We start from the raw sequence: 18,382 nt of genomic DNA on the forward strand, positions 1-18,382 counted from the left end.
TTATCGCTGCCGGGCTCATTGCCAGTTCGTTGATGCTGAGTGCATGCGCAACTGTCAATGCTCAGACCACTGCGTATGTAGGGGTACCCAACCGATCAATCCCTCCTTGAGTAAAGGCATCAACGTCTATATCCAGGGCTCGGGTAATGATGCCCGGGTGGTACCGCAAGGCGGATAAAGCCTTGACCCGGTTTTCATTCGAGCAATTGGCGACGCCTTGCTCCCGGCGTCATGGAAAACCAGCGCTGACACGCGCGATTGAACACGCTCTGTTCGCTATAGCCGAGAAGGCCGGCAACCTGGGACATCGGCATGTGTCTCTCCGCCAGATAGTGGTTGGCACGGTCGCGCCGGAGCGTCTCGACCACTTCATCAAAACTTCTGCCCTGCTCGGCAAGCCTTCTTTGCAACATGCGCACATGCATGCCGAGTTGCTCGGCAATCAAAGGTAAACGGCAACGTTGTATCGGCATCATGCGCAGGACCAGGCGCTCGACTTGATTGACGACGTCCGATGCCCCCTGCAAACCGAACTGGTCGAAATACTGCTCCAGTGCATGATGCAGATAGGGGGCCTGCTGCTCCATGCGCTGATTCAATTGTTCCTCGCGCAGCACCAGGGCGTTGCAGGATTGGCCGCTGTACACCGTGGTTTTGAAATAGCGGCGGTAACGTGCCTGCGCGAATGAATGATGGCCGGAAAAAAGAACGTACTGGGCAACGAAATCGGGGCCATACAGCAACTTCATGCCGTTATGCGCCATCCCCATCGCCAGCTCCTCCATTTGCCGTCGCGGGCTCGGTCCGGACAGCCGGATATCGATCACCAAACGCGGGGCCTGTGCCTCTGACATGTCCAGATCCAGCTGGATGCCCGGGCTGTGGTAACCGATAAAACGGATGATTTGCGACAAAGCCTCTCCCGCCGTGGCGCACGTTCGGGCAATCACCGCAATCGGTCCGAGAATGTGCAAGTCCTGATACTCGGCCATGCGCAGACCAAAATCGGGGCACTCCAGCTCTCGCGCGGCAAACTCCAGTAGCCCTACCAACGAGCGTAACGGCACGCGTGCGTCCTCGTCCATCAGCAAGTCCGGGCTGATGCGGAAGCGTTCAAGCATGAGGTCAGCTTGCCCGCCGAGCTGGCTCGTCACTTCACGGAATCCGGTGAATGACGTTGTTCGGATTAAAGAGGTCATGTCATCAAAGATCAAATAAATGTCATGGGAGGTCAATAACTCCCTCTGCATACGCGTTAACAATCCATCCCGGCACCTCCCACACTGCTTCGTGACGAAGCAGCCCCTACTTGCTCGCTCGGGATCAATCTGTGATGGAATTCGACTACGTAATTATCGGCGCCGGCTCAGCCGGCTGCGTCCTGGCTAATCGCCTGAGTGCAAATCCCAGTGTCACCGTATGTTTGCTGGAGGCCGGGCCGGAAGACCGCTCGCCATTGATCCACGCACCCGTGGGCGTCGCGGCGATTGTGCCGAGTCGACATGTCAATTGGGCGTTCCAGACAGTACCCCAGCCTGGCCTGAACGGACGTCGTGGCTATCAACCTCGCGGCAAGGCGCTGGGAGGCAGCAGTTCAATCAACGGCATGGTTTATATCCGTGGACATCACAGTGACTTTGACGACTGGCAGGCCCTGGGCAATCCGGGATGGTCGTTCTCCGATGTACTGCCGTACTTTCGCAAGAGTGAAATGAACTACCGCGGAGCCTGCGACTATCACGGAGCGGACGGCGAGCTTTATGTCGGCAAAAACCCGATGCACCCCGTCACCCAAGCCTTTATCGAGGCGGGACAGATGGCCGGACACCGCCATAATCTCGACTTCAACGGCATCGACCAGGAAGGCGTCGGACAGTTCGACGTGACTATCCGCGACGGTCGGCGCTGGAGCACCGCAACCGCGTTCCTCAAACCCATTCGACATACCCGCAATAATCTCACCGTCCTGACTTCGGTCGCCGCCGAGCGCGTCGTGCTGGAAGGCAAGAAGGCCGTCGGCGTAGAGCTGCACATCAAGGGTAACCGTCAGATCATCAAGGCTCGCCAGGAAGTACTTCTCAGCGCCGGGTGCTTTGGTAGTCCGCATTTGTTGATGCTCTCGGGGATTGGCCCGCAAGCGGAACTCAAGCCTCAGGGCATTCCTGTCCGTCACGAACTACCCGGCGTCGGACAGAACCTGCAAGATCATCCGGATGTCGTGCTCCGCTACAAGAGCCACGATACGTCCTTGATGGGGATCTCCCTACGCGGCGGGGCGAAGATGGGCAAGGCACTGCTCGACTATGCCCGCCATCGACGCGGCCCCTTCGTCAGTAACTTCGCCGAAAGCGGCGCATTCCTGAAAACCAATCCCGGCTTTGCCCGTCCCGATATTCAGCTGCACTCAGTGATCGCGATGATCGACGATCACAACCGCAAGCTACACTGGGGACACGGTTTCAGTTGCCATGTCTGTGTGTTACGCCCCAAGAGCATCGGCAGCGTCGGCTTGCAATCGAATGACCCGAGCGCCCCACCGCGCATCGACCCCAACATTCTAGGACATGACGACGATGTGGAGACGTTGCTCACTGGATACCGAATGACCCGGGAGATTATTCAGCAAGCCCCAATGGCACGTTACGGTCTAAGGGATATGCACAGCGAAGGAATTTACGGTGATGAAAAACTGATCGAACTGTTGCGCCAGCGCACCGACACCATCTACCACCCGGTTGGCACCTGCAAAATGGGAATCGACGAGCATGCGGTGGTGGACAGCCAATTGCGTGTGCATGGGATTGAGGGACTGCGTGTGGTGGATGCCTCCATCATGCCAACACTGATTGGCGGTAACACCAATGCCGCTTCCATCATGATTGCCGAACGGGCCGCCGACTGGCTGTCCGCGAACGGACGCTCCTGATGGTCATTTCATTACTGGGGCCGCCTGTGTTGCACTTCGCGAGCGGCTGCTTTGAATCCATGCTGTGTGGAAACGCCCAACATTGTCTAACCTTCTGAACGTTGAGATCGTGAAGAAGACGGACACAAAACGATTCATTGAAGGCGAGGCGCGAATCCCTATCTTTACCAATGCAACAAAACGATTTGAGTTCGGCGCTCGCATCGTAATTTAAAGGACTTTGCTCGATACGGCACCAACCTTCCCGACGACGGCATGAATGCCAAGGTGATGCGATGCGCACTTTTGTCTCATGAACCATTTCACTATTGGATTGATCGCCTTCATATCTATCTTCGGTGGCGCTCTGATCGGCATCGTTGCTGCGCGATCGTTGCCAGAGCATCACCTCAGTAATGAGTCGCGAAATGCGATTTCTGTTTCGGCGGCGATTGTCGGCACGCTTTCGGCGTTGGTGATCGGCTTGATGATTTCAACGGCAAACAGTTCATTTTCATCACGTTCCAGTGAAGTGTCCAAGATTGCCGTCGACATCGTCCGCATCAACCGCTTGATGCAACGTTACGGACCAGAGGCAGACGGTGTGCGCGCCGAGTTGCGCACCTACGCCAGTGCAAAAATGCAGGAGTTGTTCCCGGTGGCTGGGGAACCTTTTCAATCAAGCGAAGCGACTGTCCGGATGATGGAGGCGATACAAGAATCGATTCTAATGCTCGCTCCGATTGATCCGAGACAGCGCTGGCTGCGCTCGCAGGCACTCACACTTTCGGACGACTTATTGCAGGCGCGTTGGCTGCTGGCAGAACAACGTGGCAGCGACATTCCGATGCCATTCCTGGCTCTGCTGATCTTTTGGCTTGGCTTCGTTTTCTCAAGCTTCGGCTTGTTCGCTCCTCGCAATGCCACCACGATCGCCGTTTTCTGCCTTTGTTCGATTGCGGTTTCGGGAGGAATCACCATGATCCTGGAGCTGGACTCGCCCTTCTCCGGCCTCGTCCATGTCTCCGCCGAGCCTATGCGCCAAGCTTTGACCGAGATAGTCCGATGGTAGATTAGTGAAGGACGGATCGGACAGTGTTTCAAATTCACCTGGCCGAAGACCTCGCTATACTCGGAGCTTTGACACGCGAATATTCCTTTTTCGGGGTGACTAGGGGAGCGAGTCGAAAGCTGCCGGTCCACACGCGCGGCCGTCATGGCATAACCTCCATATCAGAGATACTCCTTTAGGGGTTGCCAACGGGCCGCAATGAGGCTAATTGGCAGCACTCGCTGACTCCATGCGTAAAAAATCCTGAAAAAGTTAATGTAGGTAAGTGACTGATTAATGGAAGATAAAAAACATGTAACGGTTAGTAAAACTCCGGAGCAGATGAGCGAACAGATCGAGCCCGGCGTACCGAGCCACGCGGCGCAACAACGTCAGCGTGCCAGTCAGTTGGCACAGGCCGTCAGGGCGCAATTGCAGAAAGCGCTAATCGGCCAGAACACAGTGATCGAAGACGTGCTCACCGCACTGATTGCCGGTGGCCATGTGCTGCTCGAAGGCGTGCCGGGGCTGGGCAAGACATTGTTGGTGCGCGCCCTGGCCCGCTGCTTCGGTGGTGAGTTCGCGCGTATCCAGTTCACCCCGGACCTGATGCCCAGCGATGTCACCGGGCACGCGGTGTACGACCTGCAGACCGAGCAATTCAAACTCCGCAAAGGCCCGGTATTCACTAACCTTTTGCTCGCGGACGAGATCAACCGCGCCCCGGCGAAAACCCAGGCAGCGCTGCTCGAAGCCATGCAGGAACGCCAGGTCACCCTCGAAGGCCGCGCGCTGCCGATCGTGCAGCCGTTCATGGTGCTCGCGACACAAAACCCCATTGAACAGGAGGGCACTTATCCCCTGCCGGAAGCCGAGCTGGATCGCTTCATGCTCAAGGTGCGCATGGACTACCCCGACGCCGAACAAGAGCTGGATATGGTGCGCCAGGTCAGCCGCTCCACCCGCGCCGACATGCTCGACGTGCAACCGCTGCGCACGGTGTTGCAAGCCAAGGACGTGCTGGCTTTGCAGCGCATCGCCAGCGATTTGCCACTGGACGATCAGATCCTCGATTATGCCGTCCGTCTCGCCCGCTCCACTCGCACCTGGCCCGGCCTGACCCTCGGCGCCGGCCCGCGGGCCTCCATTGCACTGGTGCGCTGCGCACGGGCGCGGGCCTTGCTGCGCGGTGGTGAATTCGTAATACCGGATGACATAAAAGGCTGTGCACTGGCGGTGCTGCGCCATCGTGTGCGCATTGCACCGGAGCTGGATATTGAAGGGCTGGAGGTTGATCAGGTATTGCAACAACTGCTCGCTCAAGTACCGGCACCGCGTTTGTGAAACCCTCGCGCCTGCTATTGATCTGGCTAGCCGTGCTGCTGGCCATCGGCATTGTGACGGGCGCATTGCGGGCGCTGGAAATCGCTGTTCCATCAACACTGTTGTCGATCAACTGGGGATTGTTGCTGGCGCTGCCAGCCCTGGCGATATTCGATGCTGTCCGCCTCAAACGCCTGCCATCGCCGCGGGTGAAACGACACATCCCCGGTAGCCTGGCGCTCGGTCGTTTGGGCGAAGTGCGCATGAACATTGAACATGACTTCGCCCAACCACAGACGATTCGACTATTCGACCACGTGCCCGACGGCTTGAGTTTCGAGAACCTTCCCCTGTCGGTCGAGCTGCATCCCGGCCAACGCAGCCAACTCGGTTATCGCCTGCGCGCGCTCAAGCGCGGTCACTTCAGCTTTGAATATTGCGAAGTGCACCTGCCCAGCCCGATGGGCCTGTGGTCCGACAAACGCCTGCTGAGCGTGCCCGACAGCACTCGCGTCTACCCCGACTTCGCCCGCCTGTACGGCGGCCAATTGCTGGCGGTGGATAACTGGCTCAGCCAGCTCGGCGTGCGTCAGCGGCAACGACGCGGCCTGGGCCTGGAATTCCATCAGCTACGGGAATTTCGCGAAGGTGACAGCCTGCGCCAGATCGACTGGAAAGCCACCGCGCGCCAACGTGCGCCGATCGCGCGGGAGTACCAGGACGAGCGCGACCAGCAGATCATGTTCATGCTCGATTGCGGTCGCCGCATGCGCAGTCAGGATGGCGAATTGGCGCATTTCGATCACGCGCTCAATGCCTGTCTGTTGTTGAGCTACGTGGCGCTGCGCCAGGGCGACGCGGTGGGCCTGTACACGTTTGCCAGCGACCACCCTCGTTACCTCGCCCCGGTCAAAGGTGCCGCCCAACTTAACGTCTTGCTCAACACCGTCCACGACCTGAACAGCAGCCAGCGCAGCGCTGACTACCCAACCGCCGCAATGCACCTGTTGGCCCGCCAGAAGCGCCGGGCGCTGGTGGTGTTGGTAACCAACCTGCGGGATGAAGACAATGAGGAATTGCTCACCGCGGTCAAGCGCTTGAGCAAGCAGCATCGGGTATTGGTCGCGAGCCTCAGGGAAGGTGTGCTCGACACCCTGCGTCAGGCGCCCGTACAAACCGTGCAGGAAGCGCTGACCTACTGCGCAACTGTGGATTATTTGAATTCACGGGCGCAATCCCATGAGCGATTGAGCGTTCAGGGTGTGTCGGTCGTCGATGCCAAACCAGAGGAATTGGGGAGTAAGCTGGTCACGCACTACCTTGCTCTGAAGCGTGACGGAGCTTCTTGAGAAGCCCGGATGGCAAGTGACTACATCATCTTGCGCAACAGACTACAGATCAGCCGGAATGCGCCGGCTTGTGTGCCCTCTGCCCACCCCGTAACTTGATCCGCGTCGCTGAACTCCAGTGATCGGGTTTAGTCGCCCGGGCGGATAAGGATGTGCACAAGTGTCATGAAGTCAGGTGATCCCCATCCCTGAATTCCATGATGGCCGTGCGCAGCGGTTCCTTGTCCTCCCTGTCGACTAAACCTGCGTTCAGCCGCAACCCTCAAGCCGACGCCGGCCACGGTTGAAAACTGAAGTACACCTTCAATGCCTCCACCAGATCCCCGTACTCCGGCGGCGCCCGTAGCAGGCTGAACCCGGCGTCGTAGTGCTGAGGGGTTGCATCTTCATGACACCACAAACAACACGCCTTGAGGTCGATCACCTGCTCGCAGCCGTCGGCCATGGGGATTAGCAGACGCAGATCAAAATCAGCGCCGATCATCATCGGCAACTGACTGATGAGCATCAGCCCGTCTTCAGAGACGTTGCCCAGAAAGCCTATCGGTTTGCCGGTGACGCTGTTGAACACTTTCAGAAAATACGGCAGTTGATGCCGCTCGATTCGGCGGTCAGTGTACATGCTGAATTCGCTACGCAAGGCCCTGAAACAGAGCCGCACCAATGCTTCGGAACGGGCCAGCCGTTTGATAGGCGGTGCACGCTCTCCCCGATCCCGCTGCGACAGTCCATGAAACCGCTATCGCTCAATCACGCCGATCACAGGTGTTGCCTCGGTATAGAGGCACAGGCCCTGACACCGGTCTACTCGACTATAGCTCACTGTCGCGGGTGAGCCGGCCGTTGCATGGCAACTGCAATCAAAAGCGTGTCGGCCGCACCACCGCCGCACTGCGCAACGGGTAATGACCCAGCGACTGCAAAGTTTCCAGGCGGGCTCGGGCGCGGTAGGCGTATTCGCTTTGCGGGTATGACGCGAGGATGAACTGGTAAGTCTGCGCCGCGTCGACAAACAGTTTTTGCCGTTCCAGGCACAAACCGCGCAACATCGACACTTCCGGCCACACATAAGGCCGCGCGCGGCTGGCGCGTTCGACCTTGGACAATTCGAGTGTCACCTGCTCGCAATTGCCACGCTCATAAGCGCTGTAGGCATTATTCAAATGATGATTCATCGAAAAACGGGTGCAGCCCACAACACTGAGGGCAAGCATGGCTATGAGCATGAATCGCATGGGGGTTCTCCTGTCTTGAGCTCTGTATCGACCCTTCGGCGAAAATCTTCAGGAATGTTCATTCAAAGATATAAACGAATAAGTAGTGCAAACGAACAATGACTACACCCCCAGAGCATAGTAGCCTCACTCTGCGCTTGAACTCAGGAGTCTTTGCATGTCCGTCCGTCGTACCAAAATCGTCGCTACCCTTGGCCCGGCCAGTAACTCGCCGGAAGTTCTCGAACAGCTGATTCTGGCTGGCCTGGACGTCGCCCGCCTGAACTTTTCCCACGGCACCCCTGACGAGCACAAGGCTCGCGCGAAGCTGGTGCGGGACCTCGCGGCCAAGCACGGGCGCTTCGTCGCCCTGCTGGGTGACCTGCAAGGCCCGAAAATCCGTATCGCCAAATTCGCCAACAAGAAAATCGAGCTGAAGATCGGGGATCACTTCACTTTCTCCACCAGCCATCCTCTGACCGAAGGCAACCAGCAAGTGGTCGGCATCGACTACCCGGATCTGGTCAAGGATTGCGGCGTGGGCGACGAGTTGCTGCTCGACGACGGTCGTGTGGTGATGCGCGTTGAGACCCAAACTGCCGATGCACTGCATTGCACCGTGACCATCGGCGGCCCGCTGTCGGATCACAAAGGCATCAACCGTCGCGGCGGCGGTCTGACCGCACCGGCCCTGACCGAGAAAGACAAGGCCGACATCAAGCTGGCTGCCGAAATGGAAGTCGACTACCTCGCCGTATCCTTCCCGCGTGACGCGGCCGACATGGAATACGCGCGCAAGCTGCGTGACGAGGCCGGCGGTACTGCCTGGCTGGTGGCGAAAATCGAACGCGCCGAAGCCGTGGCCGACGACGAAACCCTCGACGGCCTGATCAAGGCTTCCGACGCGGTGATGGTTGCCCGTGGTGACCTCGGAGTGGAAATTGGCGACGCCGAGCTGGTGGGCATTCAGAAGAAAATCATTCTGCATGCACGCCGCCACAACAAAGCCGTGATCGTCGCGACCCAGATGATGGAGTCGATGATCCAGAACCCGATGCCGACACGCGCCGAAGTGTCCGACGTGGCCAACGCCGTGCTCGACTACACCGACGCAGTGATGCTGTCCGCCGAATCCGCCGCCGGTTTGTACCCGCTGGAAGCGGTGCAAGCCATGGCCCGCATCTGCATCGGTGCGGAAAAGCACCCCACCGGCAAAACCTCCAGCCACCGTATCGGCAAGGAGTTTACCCGCTGCGACGAGAGCATCGCGCTGGCGACCATGTACACCGCCAACCACTTCCCGGGTGTCAAGGCGATCATCGCTTTGACCGAGAGTGGCTACACGCCGCTGATCATGTCGCGCATCCGCTCGTCGGTGCCGATCTACGCGTTCTCGCCACACCGCGAGACCCAGGCGCGCGCGGCGATGTTTCGCGGTGTGTACACCGTACCGTTCGATCCTGCGTCGCTGAAACCGCACGAAGTCAGCCAAAAGGCGATCGACGAGCTGGTCAAGCTGGGCGTTGTCGAGAAAGGTGACTGGGTCATCCTGACCAAGGGCGACAGCTATCACACCACCGGCGGCACCAACGGGATGAAGATCCTGCATGTGGGTGACCCGCAGGTCTGACTGATCGGTTTCTGAAACAACCAAGCCCCGCCATGTGAATGGCGGGTTTTTTTTACTTTTTAGATCAGCCAGTTAGGTACCACCTGTCAGATGTGACAGTAGACAGCCTTTTGCGCCCCTCGCTTAATACGGTTGGCCTCGCGCCAGATCTCAGCCGTCACGGTGCGCTGTATCCGACAGAAACAGTCCTTCATGAACCGCGCCCGGGGCTCAACCGTTGTTTTATCGAAGGAACCAAAAATGAACACCTCTCTCACAGCTGGTCCAGGTGATCGTGATCCGACATTCGCTAACGATGGGGCACTGGTACTTAAATTAGCCAATTTCGAAATCACCCACGGACAATTCGTAGCAGAAGGCCCCGACGGAAATAGCTATATCGCCGGCACCAGTTGGGAGAAAAATACTCAGGCAAGCGAACATGTTAGCGTTACTCGACTCTTGCCCGATGGAACACTCGACTTCGGATTCGGCGAATACGGCACCCGGCATGTAAAGATAATTAAGGAAAATCTGTCCAGACGGCCCATGCAGATGTTTTTTGTGACTGATCAGGGCGAAAATTGGATGATTGTATGTTTGGGTTACTATCCCCGTGGACTAGGTACGGTGACGGAAGCCCATGTCTTGATGGGTTTAACCGATAACGGCGAGCTGAAGACTGATTTCGGCGACGGTGGACTTGTTTTTCTAACATCCCCCTTTGAGCCTGGCCCGCAGCAGTCAGTAGCGGCAGACGCAAATCAGTTCGCTACGTCACCCAATAGCAGTGTTTGTTTGAGTGACGGCAAGATCTATCTCATGACCAGTGGTATTGATCCGAAGCTTGGAGTTGTCGTCGGCGTAGTTTCTTGTTACGACCTCAAGGGCACCTTGATCCCGACATTCGGGGACAAAGGGCATGCAACTCTTTCCAGCGTGCTCGCTGTCCGCCACTCGTTCAACGGTATTGACGTGCACGATACAGGCATCACCGTATGTGGATGGGTGGGCCGCGATGCACTGGTCGCGCGCTTCCACATGGATGGGAGCATTGACCGAAGCTTAAATGAAGTAGGGTACATAACAGAAGTCGGACCGAGCATTCAATATGATGGTCTTAAAGTTCTGCCAGATGGCCGGACAGTAGCTGTCGGTTTCGGATTTTCCCCGCGTCTGGGTTTGCTGTCGCTTTACACAAAGACGGGGCTAAAGGATCCGACATTTAATAAAGGCGAGCGCATTGAGGAAAGTTTTGATTCTCCTCGCCAAGTCATATTTTCAAGCGTAGCCATCGACGACGACAAGATCATCGCTGCGGGCAGAATCTTCGCTGGTATTGAACCAAGTTTCGTGACCGCAAAATACCAAATGGATGGGCAGCGCGATCCAGGCTTTGGTAAAGGCCAGGGCTATTCCATTACCGAGGTTACCGGGCACACACCCGTCGCCAACGGAATGACTCTGCAGGCCGATAAAAAAATACTGCTGGTAGGCGACAACCTTCCCGGCATCTTCAGCGACGCTGCGATCGTCATCCGCCTTCTGAATGGCGGCTAACCGTAGCAATTCAGTTGCTTGAAAAACCAAGCCCCGCCATGTGAATGGCGGGGCTTTTTGGTTTCCAGCGCTCAACCGCGCGGTAGGAACACATCGGCCAGCAGTTGATTGCGCGGCAGCCCCGCCAGGTACAGGCGTCGGGCGAAGGCTTCGACACTGGCGGGTGACCCGCAGAGCAGGGCCTGGGTTTGCCGCGACACAAGCCGCAGTTGCGCCAAAGCCTCGGGCAACCCGGGCGGCGTCCATAGCTCGACACTCAGGTTCGGGCGGCTGGCGGCCAGGGCTTGCAGAGGTTTGGCCAGATAATGCTCGTCGGCCTCATGGGCGAGGTGAATGATGCGGATGTCACCTTGATGATCCTGCCGCAGGGCTTCGCGTAACACGCCAAACAACGGAGCCAGCCCGGTGCCGGCGCCCAGCAGCCACAGCGGCCGGGAGTGCCAGTCGGCGTCGTAATGCAACGCGCCGCCGCGCAATTCGCCCAGACGCAGCGTATCGCCAATCTGTAACCGACGTGCGGCGTCACTGAATTCACCCGAGTGACGACAGTCGAGGTGAAATTCCAGAAAGCGGTCTTCTTCCGGCAGGCTCGCGAGGGAATAAGGCCGCGCCACGTTGCTGGCCCACAACACAAGATGCTGTCCGGCGCTGTAGCGCAACGGCCGTTGTGGCGTCAGGCGCAAACGCAAAACGTTGCTGCTCAACCAGTCGACCGCAGCGACTTCTGCCGGGTGACCGTCCTGTTGGGGATCGAAGGCGTGCACCTGCAAATCCTCGACGATCTGGCACTGGCACGCCAGCCGCCAGCCCTGCGCCCGCTGCTCTGCGCTCAGGGCGTCGGGCCGACTGTCGCTGGGCAAACCCTGCACGCATTGCACCAGACATGCATGACAACTGCCGGCGCGACAGCTGTAAGGGATGGTGACACCATTGCGATTCAAGGCATCCAGCAGATTGCTGCCAGGCGCTTCCGACCATCGGCGATCGCCGACCCGCACCTCAGGCATCGACGTTTTCCCAGGCCGCGGCACAACGGTTACGACCGTCACGCTTGGCCCGATAAAGCGCCTGATCGGCGCGCTGCAAGGCGTCGTCGAGATCGTCGCCAAGCTCCAGCAGCGTCATGCCTGCGGACAAACTGAGGTGAGCGACATCAAGACCGACCAACTCGACATCGGTGAATGCAATGCGCAGCCGCTCGCAACACGCGGTCAAACGCTCGGGATCGCAATCGGGCAACAGCAAGACGAATTCTTCACCGCCGTAACGGGCCAGCACGTCACCCTCGCGCAAGCACGCCGTGGCGACGCCGGCAAACGCTTGCAGCACCTGATCGCCAGCGGCGTGGCCGTGCACATCGTTGATGCGTTTGAAATGGTCAAGGTCGATCAACGCCAGGCCGTGGACTGCGCCGGATTCCATGGCGCTGAGTTCACGGGAGGCCAGGCGCAGGAAATGCCGGCGGTTGAACAGCCCGGTCAATTCGTCCGTAGCAACCAGGTCTTCGAGCTGGCGCATCATGCCGCGCAAGGTGTCCTGATGCGCCTGCAAAGCGAAGCGACGCTGGCGCATGCGTAGCCGCGAGGCCTGGACATAACGGGCGTAGAGTTCGAGCCAGATCAGCACGATCAGCAATACGCTTACTTGCAACGCCGACAGCGCCGGGTCGGTCAGCTCAAAGTGATAGCCTTCCCACAGGGTGATCGCGCAAAAACTGAAAAACACCAGGAGTGCGCATCGCACGAATGCGCGGCGGGTCAGGTGAAACAACCCGAACAGCAGAATCAGCAGGTAGAACACCAGAAACGCACCACGCGCCTCATCGAGGTTTGCGATCAGCCAGGTTTGCCAGCCAATCCCGAGCAAAACCTGCGGCTCGGTCAGGCTGGGATCGGGAAAACGCAAGTTCCAGCCGCCGTAAAAAAGCACGAACAGCGTCGCCTGGCTGATGACCACCAGGGCGCTGCCGACGGCCACATTGGCCAGCGGCTCATCGTAATGGCCCGTGAAAAACGCCAGCCACAGCAGCAGCAGGGCCAGAGCATAGGTGCCGGCTGCGAGGGCGAAGCGTTTGAGCAAAAGGCGTTGAATTGCGTTATGGGTCAATCGTTGACTCACCGTGCGAAAAAGGCTGAAAGAGCGTCCTGTTCTACAGACCGAATGCCACTTTAGTGGCCAGTCGGGTAAATGACCATTGAATTTTTGGGGAGAAAAACTGACGTCAAAGCGATGACCCGTTTTTGCTGACGGCACCTCTGTGCACCAGCTGCCGGGTTCGTGCAGGCGACCAACGATTGACTGCCGGCGCGTGTTTACGCCGGCGACCCGCGCTATACTGCCGCGCCTTTTTAGCGTCGCGCCAGCATGCCCGGCGCGACTTGTGACCCAGAGGGTCAGCTTCAAGTTTCAAGCTTCAAGCGGCAAGTCCAAAGCGCTCCACACGAACCGCTGTGAGCTTGCCGCTTGAAGCTTACGGCTTGCAGCTCAACCCCCATGTTCCCGTCTTTTAGAGGAGCGCGACTGATGACCGTGATCAAGCAAGATGACCTGATACAGAGCGTTGCCGACGCCCTGCAGTTCATTTCCTACTACCACCCCGTTGATTTCATTCAGGCGATGCACGAAGCCTACCTGCGCGAAGAGTCGCCGGCAGCCCGTGATTCGATGGCGCAGATCCTGATCAACTCGCGCATGTGCGCCACCGGCCACCGCCCGATCTGTCAGGATACCGGCATCGTCACCGTGTTTGTCCGCGTCGGCATGGACGTGCGCTGGGATGGCGCCACCATGGGCCTGGACGACATGATCAACGAAGGTGTGCGCCGCGCGTACAACCTGCCGGAAAACGTTCTGCGTGCCTCGATCCTCGCCGACCCGGCGGGCGCTCGCAAAAACACCAAGGACAACACCCCGGCCGTTATTCACTATTCCATCGTTCCGGGTAACACCGTGGAAGTGGACGTGGCAGCCAAGGGCGGCGGCTCCGAGAACAAGTCGAAAATGGCCATGCTCAACCCGTCCGACTCGATCGTCGACTGGGTATTGAAAACCGTGCCAACCATGGGGGCCGGCTGGTGCCCGCCGGGCATGCTCGGTATCGGCATCGGCGGCACCGCCGAGAAAGCTGCGGTGATGGCCAAGGAAGTGTTGATGGAGTCCATCGACATTCACGAGTTGAAGAAGCGCGGTCCGTCCAATCGCATCGAAGAAATGCGCCTGGAACTCTTCGAGAAGGTCAACCAGCTGGGCATCGGCGCCCAGGGCCTCGGCGGTCTGACCACCGTGCTCGACGTGAAGATCATGGATTACCCGACCCACGCCGCCTCCTTGCCGGTGTGCATGATCCCCAACTGCGCCGCCACCCGTCACGCGCACTTTGTGCTCGACGGTTCCGGCCCGGCCTCACTGGAAGCGCCGCCGCTGGACGCCTACCCGCAAATCGTCTGGGAAGCCGGCCCGTCGGCCCGCCGCGTCAACCTCGACACCCTGACGCCGGAAGACGTGCAGAGCTGGAAGCCGGGCGAAACCGTCCTGCTCAACGGCAAAATGCTCACCGGTCGCGACGCTGCACACAAGCGCATGGTCGAGATGCTCAACAAGGGCGAAACCCTGCCGGTGGACCTCAAGGGCCGCTTCATCTATTACGTCGGCCCGGTTGATCCGGTGCGCGAAGAAGTGGTGGGGCCTGCCGGTCCGACGACGGCCACGCGGATGGACAAATTCACCCGTCAGATTCTCGAGCAAACCGGCCTGCTGGGCATGATTGGTAAATCCGAGCGCGGCCCGACCGCGATCGACGCGATCAAGGACCACAAGGCGGTCTACCTGATGGCAGTTGGCGGCGCGGCTTATCTGGTCGCGCAAGCCATCAGGAAATCCCGCGTGGTCGCGTTTGCCGAACTGGGCATGGAAGCGATTTACGAGTTTGACGTGAAGGACATGCCGGTGACCGTTGCAGTCGATAGCAACGGCGAGTCGGTGCACATAACCGGCCCTGCGATCTGGCAGCAGAAAATCAGTGAAAGCCTGGCGGTGGAAGTGCAGTAAGCGCTACGACTGGACGAGCGAAAAGGCGACCGGGGCTGATCCTCCTGTCGCCTTTTTTGTTGCTCATGGTATGGTGCGGCCCTCCGAATAGAGTGTGTAACGCCCGGCATGTCTGAGTCCTCTCGCACCCTGCGCATGGCGCTTTATACCCTTCTGATTCTCGCTGGCGCAGCCCTCGCCGCCGCCCTCGCCATCCGCCAGGCCGAGCGCCAGGCCCTGGTGGAAGACGCCGCCCGCGCCAGTCAGCAACTGGGGTTGTACGCCACCTCCCTGCACACCTTGATCGAACGCTACCGCGCTTTGCCCGCCGTGCTGGCACTGGACCCGGAGTTGCGGTCGGCGCTCAACGGTCCGCTGACACCTGATGTGCAGGACGCGCTGAACCGCAAACTGGAAAAAATCAACGGCGCGGCCGCTTCTTCGACCCTGGAACTGCTCGACCGCACCGGCTTGGCCATTGCGGCGAGCAACTGGCGTCTACCCAGCAGTTACGTCGGTCACAATTACGCGTTCCGCCCCTATTTCAGCCAGGCGCGAACCCAGGGTACCGGGCGTTTCTACGCGGTCGGTGTGACCAGCGGAATTCCCGGCTACTTCCTCTCCAGCGCAGTGACGGCTGACGACGGCCGGTTCCTCGGCGCCATGGTGGTGAAACTCGAGTTTCCGGAACTGGAACGCGAATGGCGTCAGGGCAGTGACACGTTGCTGGTCAGCGACGCGCGCGGAATCGTCTTCATCGCCAACCAGCCCGGCTGGCGCTACCGCTTGTTGGAACCGTTGAGCGACAGCGATCACGCCGAACTCAAATCAACTCGCCAATACGACAAACAAACGTTGACGCCCTTGAAGTTCGAGTCACTGCGCCGCTTCGATGACGACAGTGATCTGGCACGCGTCGAGGGCCCGGACGGCAGCGCCGATTACCTGTGGGAATCAGCACCACTGGCTGCCGAAGGCTGGACGTTGCACCTGTTGCGTCGGCCGCAAATCGTTTCCGAAGACACTCGCAACGCCGCACTCGCCGCTGCCGGTTTATGGCTGGCGCTGGTATTTTTGTTGCTGTTCCTTAACCAGCGCTGGCGTCTGGCGAAAATGCGCCAGCGCAGCCGCGAAGAACTCGAACAGCTGGTGGAGGAACGCACCCGTGACTTGCGCACTGCACAGGACGGCCTGGTGCAATCGGCCAAACTGGCGGCGCTGGGGCAGATGTCGGCGGCGTTGGCTCACGAAATCAATCAACCGCTGACCGCGCAGCGCATGCAACTGGCGACGTTGCGCCTGCTGCTCGATCACGGCCGGGTGGACGACGCCTACAAGGCACTCAAACCGGTGGACGACATGCTGACACGCATGGCCGCCCTCACCGGTCACCTGAAAACGTTCGCACGCAAGAGCCCCAGCGGTTTGCGCGAACGTCTCGACCTGGCGGCGGTCGTCGACCAGTCGCTGGAACTGCTCGACACCCGGCTGCGCGATGAGCAGGTCAGCACAGTACTGCACCTGACGCGCCCGGCCTGGGTGCGTGGCGATGCGATTCGCCTCGAACAGGTGCTGATCAATCTGCTGCGCAACGCCCTCGATGCGATGCGCGAAAAACCCTGCAAACGTCTGGAAATCCGCCTCGAAGCCGATGACCAACTGTGGCGCCTGACAGTGGCCGACAACGGCGGTGGCATTGCCGAAGAACATCTGCCAAAAGTCTTTGATCCGTTCTTCACCACCAAACCGGTGGGCGATGGCCTGGGCATCGGTCTGGCCGTATCCTATGCCATCGTGCACGAGACCGGCGGCCGCCTGAGTGCAGAGAATCGCGACAACGGCGCGATGTTCACCGTTACCCTGCCCATCGATGTGGAGACCCAGGCCTGATGCTCAACTCAGTGATGGTGGTGGACGACGAAAGCAGCATCCGCAGTGCTGTCGAACAATGGTTGAGTTTGTCGGGATTCGAGGTGCAGCTGTTCAGTCGCGCTGATGAATGCCTGGCCCAGTTGCCGAAGCACTTTCCCGGTGTGATTCTCAGCGACGTGCGCATGCCCGGCATGACCGGGTTGGAGCTGCTGGCCGAAGTGCAGCGCCGTGATGCCGATCTGCCGGTGATTCTGCTGACCGGCCATGGCGATGTGCCGATGGCGGTGGATGCGATGCGCGACGGTGCTTACGACTTTTTGGAAAAACCGTTCAGCCCGCAAACCCTGCTTGGCAGTCTGCGCCGGGCGCTGGACAAGCGCCGGCTGGTGCTGGAAAACCGTACGCTGCACGAGCAGGCGGACAACCGGGCCAAACTCGATGCCACCTTGCTTGGGGTGTCCCGTGGTTTGCAGACCTTGCGCCGACAGGTGCTGGACCTCGCGGTGCTGCCCGTCAACGTGCTGATCCGTGGGGAAACCGGCAGCGGCAAGGAACTGGTTGCGCGCTGTCTGCACGACTTCGGGCCGCGCGCCGACAAACCGTTTGTGGCGCTCAACTGTGCAGCGATACCCGAGCAGTTGTTCGAAGCCGAGCTGTTCGGCCACGAGAGCGGCGCTTTTACCGGCGCGCAAGGCAAGCGCATCGGCAAGCTCGAATATGCCGACGGCGGTACGGTGTTTCTGGATGAAATCGAAAGCATGCCGCTGGCCCAGCAAGTGAAATTGCTGCGCGTGTTGCAGGAGCAGAAGCTTGAGCGGCTGGGGTCGAATCAAAGTATTCATGTAGACCTGCGGATCATTGCTGCGACTAAACCGGATCTGCTCGACGAAGCCCGGGCCGGCCGTTTTCGTGAGGACCTGGCCTATCGTTTGAACGTCGCGGAATTGCGCTTGCCGCCATTGCGCGACCGTCGCGAGGATATCCCGCTGTTGTTCGAGTCGTTTGCCTACAAGGCTGCGCAGCGCCTGGGACGTGCATCGCTGCCGTTGAGCGGGCCGCAGCTGAGCCATCTGCTGAGTCACGATTGGCCGGGCAATGTGCGCGAGCTGGCGAATGTCGCCGAGCGGCAGGTGCTGGGTCTGGATGAACCTGCTCCGGCGGGCATCGACCCCGGCAAATCGCTGGCGGCGCAGCAGGAAGCTTTTGAAGCGCACTGCCTGCGCGCAGCGTTGACCCGGCATAAAGGCGATGTCAAAGCAGTGCTTGAAGAGTTGCAACTGCCCCGTCGTACCTTCAATGAAAAGATGCAGCGCCATGGGCTGAGCCGCGAGATGATCCTGCAAGACACCTGATTTCTGTGGTGTTTGTGCCTGCCTCATCGCGAGCAAGCTCGCTCCCACAGGGATTGGTGAACACAGTCCAAATGTGATGAGGCCGGGACAGGCAACACATCTCACGACCTGTAAGCGGAAT

General features: G+C 59.3%; 14 protein-coding genes. 9 read left to right on the top strand and 5 right to left on the bottom strand.

All coding sequences use genetic code 11. From position 1 onward, the window contains the following. Nucleotides 1-194 precede the first annotated feature (194 nt). Nucleotides 195-1,214 carry an AraC family transcriptional regulator gene (locus ACYZT1_RS19545; protein WP_462016287.1) on the bottom strand — a complete coding sequence of 340 codons (1,020 nt, stop codon included), beginning with the start codon at nt 1,212-1,214 and terminating at the stop codon, nt 195-197. A gap of 119 nt (nt 1,215-1,333) precedes the next feature. Here ACYZT1_RS19545 and ACYZT1_RS19550 point away from each other — a divergent pair, with 119 nt between their 5' ends. The 4 genes from ACYZT1_RS19550 (at nt 1,334) to ACYZT1_RS19565 (ending at nt 6,628) form a co-directional block, all read left to right on the top strand. Beyond that, nucleotides 1,334-2,926, top strand: a complete 1,593-nt coding sequence (locus ACYZT1_RS19550; protein WP_462016288.1) for a GMC family oxidoreductase — start codon at nt 1,334-1,336, stop codon at nt 2,924-2,926. A 292-nt stretch (nt 2,927-3,218) separates the two neighbouring features. After that, entirely contained in the window at nt 3,219-3,977 is a 759-nt protein-coding gene (locus ACYZT1_RS19555; protein WP_462016289.1) for a bestrophin-like domain, read from the top strand. Nucleotides 3,978-4,298: 321 nt separating this feature from the next. Beyond that, nucleotides 4,299-5,300 carry an AAA family ATPase gene (locus ACYZT1_RS19560; protein WP_462016290.1) on the top strand — a complete coding sequence of 334 codons (1,002 nt, stop codon included), beginning with the start codon at nt 4,299-4,301 and terminating at the stop codon, nt 5,298-5,300. Next, nucleotides 5,297-6,628: a DUF58 domain-containing protein gene (locus ACYZT1_RS19565; RefSeq protein WP_462016291.1), complete on the top strand. Its 1,332-nt coding sequence runs from the start codon at nt 5,297-5,299 to the stop codon at nt 6,626-6,628. Before ACYZT1_RS19560 ends, ACYZT1_RS19565 begins: the two co-directional genes overlap by 4 nt. Nucleotides 6,629-6,890: 262 nt before the next feature. On the opposite strand, the gene ACYZT1_RS19570 is transcribed toward ACYZT1_RS19565, so the two are convergent. Both ACYZT1_RS19570 and ACYZT1_RS19575 read right to left on the bottom strand, forming a co-directional pair. After that, nucleotides 6,891-7,250: a PilZ domain-containing protein gene (locus tag ACYZT1_RS19570; protein ID WP_462016292.1), complete on the bottom strand. Its 360-nt coding sequence runs from the start codon at nt 7,248-7,250 to the stop codon at nt 6,891-6,893. 238 nt (nt 7,251-7,488) lie between these two features. Then, complete coding sequence (locus ACYZT1_RS19575) at nt 7,489-7,863, bottom strand: tetratricopeptide repeat protein (protein WP_462016293.1); 375 nt, start codon at nt 7,861-7,863, stop codon at nt 7,489-7,491. A gap of 157 nt (nt 7,864-8,020) precedes the next feature. Between ACYZT1_RS19575 and pyk the strand changes: the two genes are divergently transcribed. Beyond that, nucleotides 8,021-9,472 (top strand): pyruvate kinase, encoded by a 1,452-nt coding sequence (pyk, locus tag ACYZT1_RS19580; RefSeq protein ID WP_462016294.1) that lies wholly within the window; start codon nt 8,021-8,023, stop codon nt 9,470-9,472. A gap of 240 nt (nt 9,473-9,712) precedes the next feature. Continuing rightward, nucleotides 9,713-11,011: an NHL repeat-containing protein gene (locus tag ACYZT1_RS19585; protein ID WP_462016295.1), complete on the top strand. Its 1,299-nt coding sequence runs from the start codon at nt 9,713-9,715 to the stop codon at nt 11,009-11,011. A gap of 71 nt (nt 11,012-11,082) precedes the next feature. Here ACYZT1_RS19585 and ACYZT1_RS19590 read toward each other — a convergent pair whose 3' ends face one another. Together ACYZT1_RS19590 and ACYZT1_RS19595 are read right to left on the bottom strand one after the other, a co-directional pair. Beyond that, a complete protein-coding gene (locus ACYZT1_RS19590) occupies nt 11,083-12,018 on the bottom strand; it encodes an iron-sulfur-binding ferredoxin reductase (protein ID WP_462016296.1) in 936 nt (311 codons plus the stop codon). Then, entirely contained in the window at nt 12,011-13,117 is a 1,107-nt protein-coding gene (locus tag ACYZT1_RS19595; protein WP_462016297.1) for a GGDEF domain-containing protein, read from the bottom strand. The genes ACYZT1_RS19590 and ACYZT1_RS19595 overlap by 8 nt, the downstream gene beginning before the upstream one ends. A 417-nt stretch (nt 13,118-13,534) precedes the next feature. Between ACYZT1_RS19595 and ACYZT1_RS19600 the strand changes: the two genes are divergently transcribed. The 3 genes from ACYZT1_RS19600 (at nt 13,535) to ACYZT1_RS19610 (ending at nt 18,261) form a co-directional block, all read left to right on the top strand. Beyond that, nucleotides 13,535-15,058: a fumarate hydratase gene (locus ACYZT1_RS19600; protein ID WP_462016298.1), complete on the top strand. Its 1,524-nt coding sequence runs from the start codon at nt 13,535-13,537 to the stop codon at nt 15,056-15,058. Nucleotides 15,059-15,166: 108 nt separating this feature from the next. Next, on the top strand, nt 15,167-16,927 hold the full coding sequence (locus ACYZT1_RS19605) for an ATP-binding protein (protein WP_462016299.1): 1,761 nt from the start codon (nt 15,167-15,169) through the stop codon (nt 16,925-16,927). Then, entirely contained in the window at nt 16,927-18,261 is a 1,335-nt protein-coding gene (locus tag ACYZT1_RS19610; protein ID WP_462016300.1) for a sigma-54-dependent transcriptional regulator, read from the top strand. Before ACYZT1_RS19605 ends, ACYZT1_RS19610 begins: the two co-directional genes overlap by 1 nt. The last annotated feature ends 121 nt before the right edge of the window (nt 18,262-18,382 follow it).

It is taken from the genome of Pseudomonas sp. PB3P13 (assembly GCF_054897735.1).

Excerpts from the sequence above, each read along its gene's own strand:
- ACYZT1_RS19575 (WP_462016293.1), bottom strand. The coding sequence starts at position 7,863 with ATGCGATTCATGCTCATAGCCATGCTTGCCCTCAGTGTTGTGGGCTGC.
- ACYZT1_RS19570 (WP_462016292.1), bottom strand. The coding sequence starts at position 7,250 with ATGTACACTGACCGCCGAATCGAGCGGCATCAACTGCCGTATTTTCTG.
- ACYZT1_RS19560 (WP_462016290.1), top strand. The coding sequence starts at position 4,299 with ATGAGCGAACAGATCGAGCCCGGCGTACCGAGCCACGCGGCGCAACAA.
- ACYZT1_RS19600 (WP_462016298.1), top strand. The coding sequence starts at position 13,535 with ATGACCGTGATCAAGCAAGATGACCTGATACAGAGCGTTGCCGACGCC.
- ACYZT1_RS19555 (WP_462016289.1), top strand. The coding sequence starts at position 3,219 with ATGAACCATTTCACTATTGGATTGATCGCCTTCATATCTATCTTCGGT.
- ACYZT1_RS19590 (WP_462016296.1), bottom strand. The coding sequence starts at position 12,018 with ATGCCTGAGGTGCGGGTCGGCGATCGCCGATGGTCGGAAGCGCCTGGC.
- pyk (WP_462016294.1), top strand. The coding sequence starts at position 8,021 with ATGTCCGTCCGTCGTACCAAAATCGTCGCTACCCTTGGCCCGGCCAGT.
- ACYZT1_RS19550 (WP_462016288.1), top strand. The coding sequence starts at position 1,334 with ATGGAATTCGACTACGTAATTATCGGCGCCGGCTCAGCCGGCTGCGTC.
- ACYZT1_RS19585 (WP_462016295.1), top strand. The coding sequence starts at position 9,713 with ATGAACACCTCTCTCACAGCTGGTCCAGGTGATCGTGATCCGACATTC.
- ACYZT1_RS19610 (WP_462016300.1), top strand. The coding sequence starts at position 16,927 with ATGCTCAACTCAGTGATGGTGGTGGACGACGAAAGCAGCATCCGCAGT.
- ACYZT1_RS19605 (WP_462016299.1), top strand. The coding sequence starts at position 15,167 with ATGTCTGAGTCCTCTCGCACCCTGCGCATGGCGCTTTATACCCTTCTG.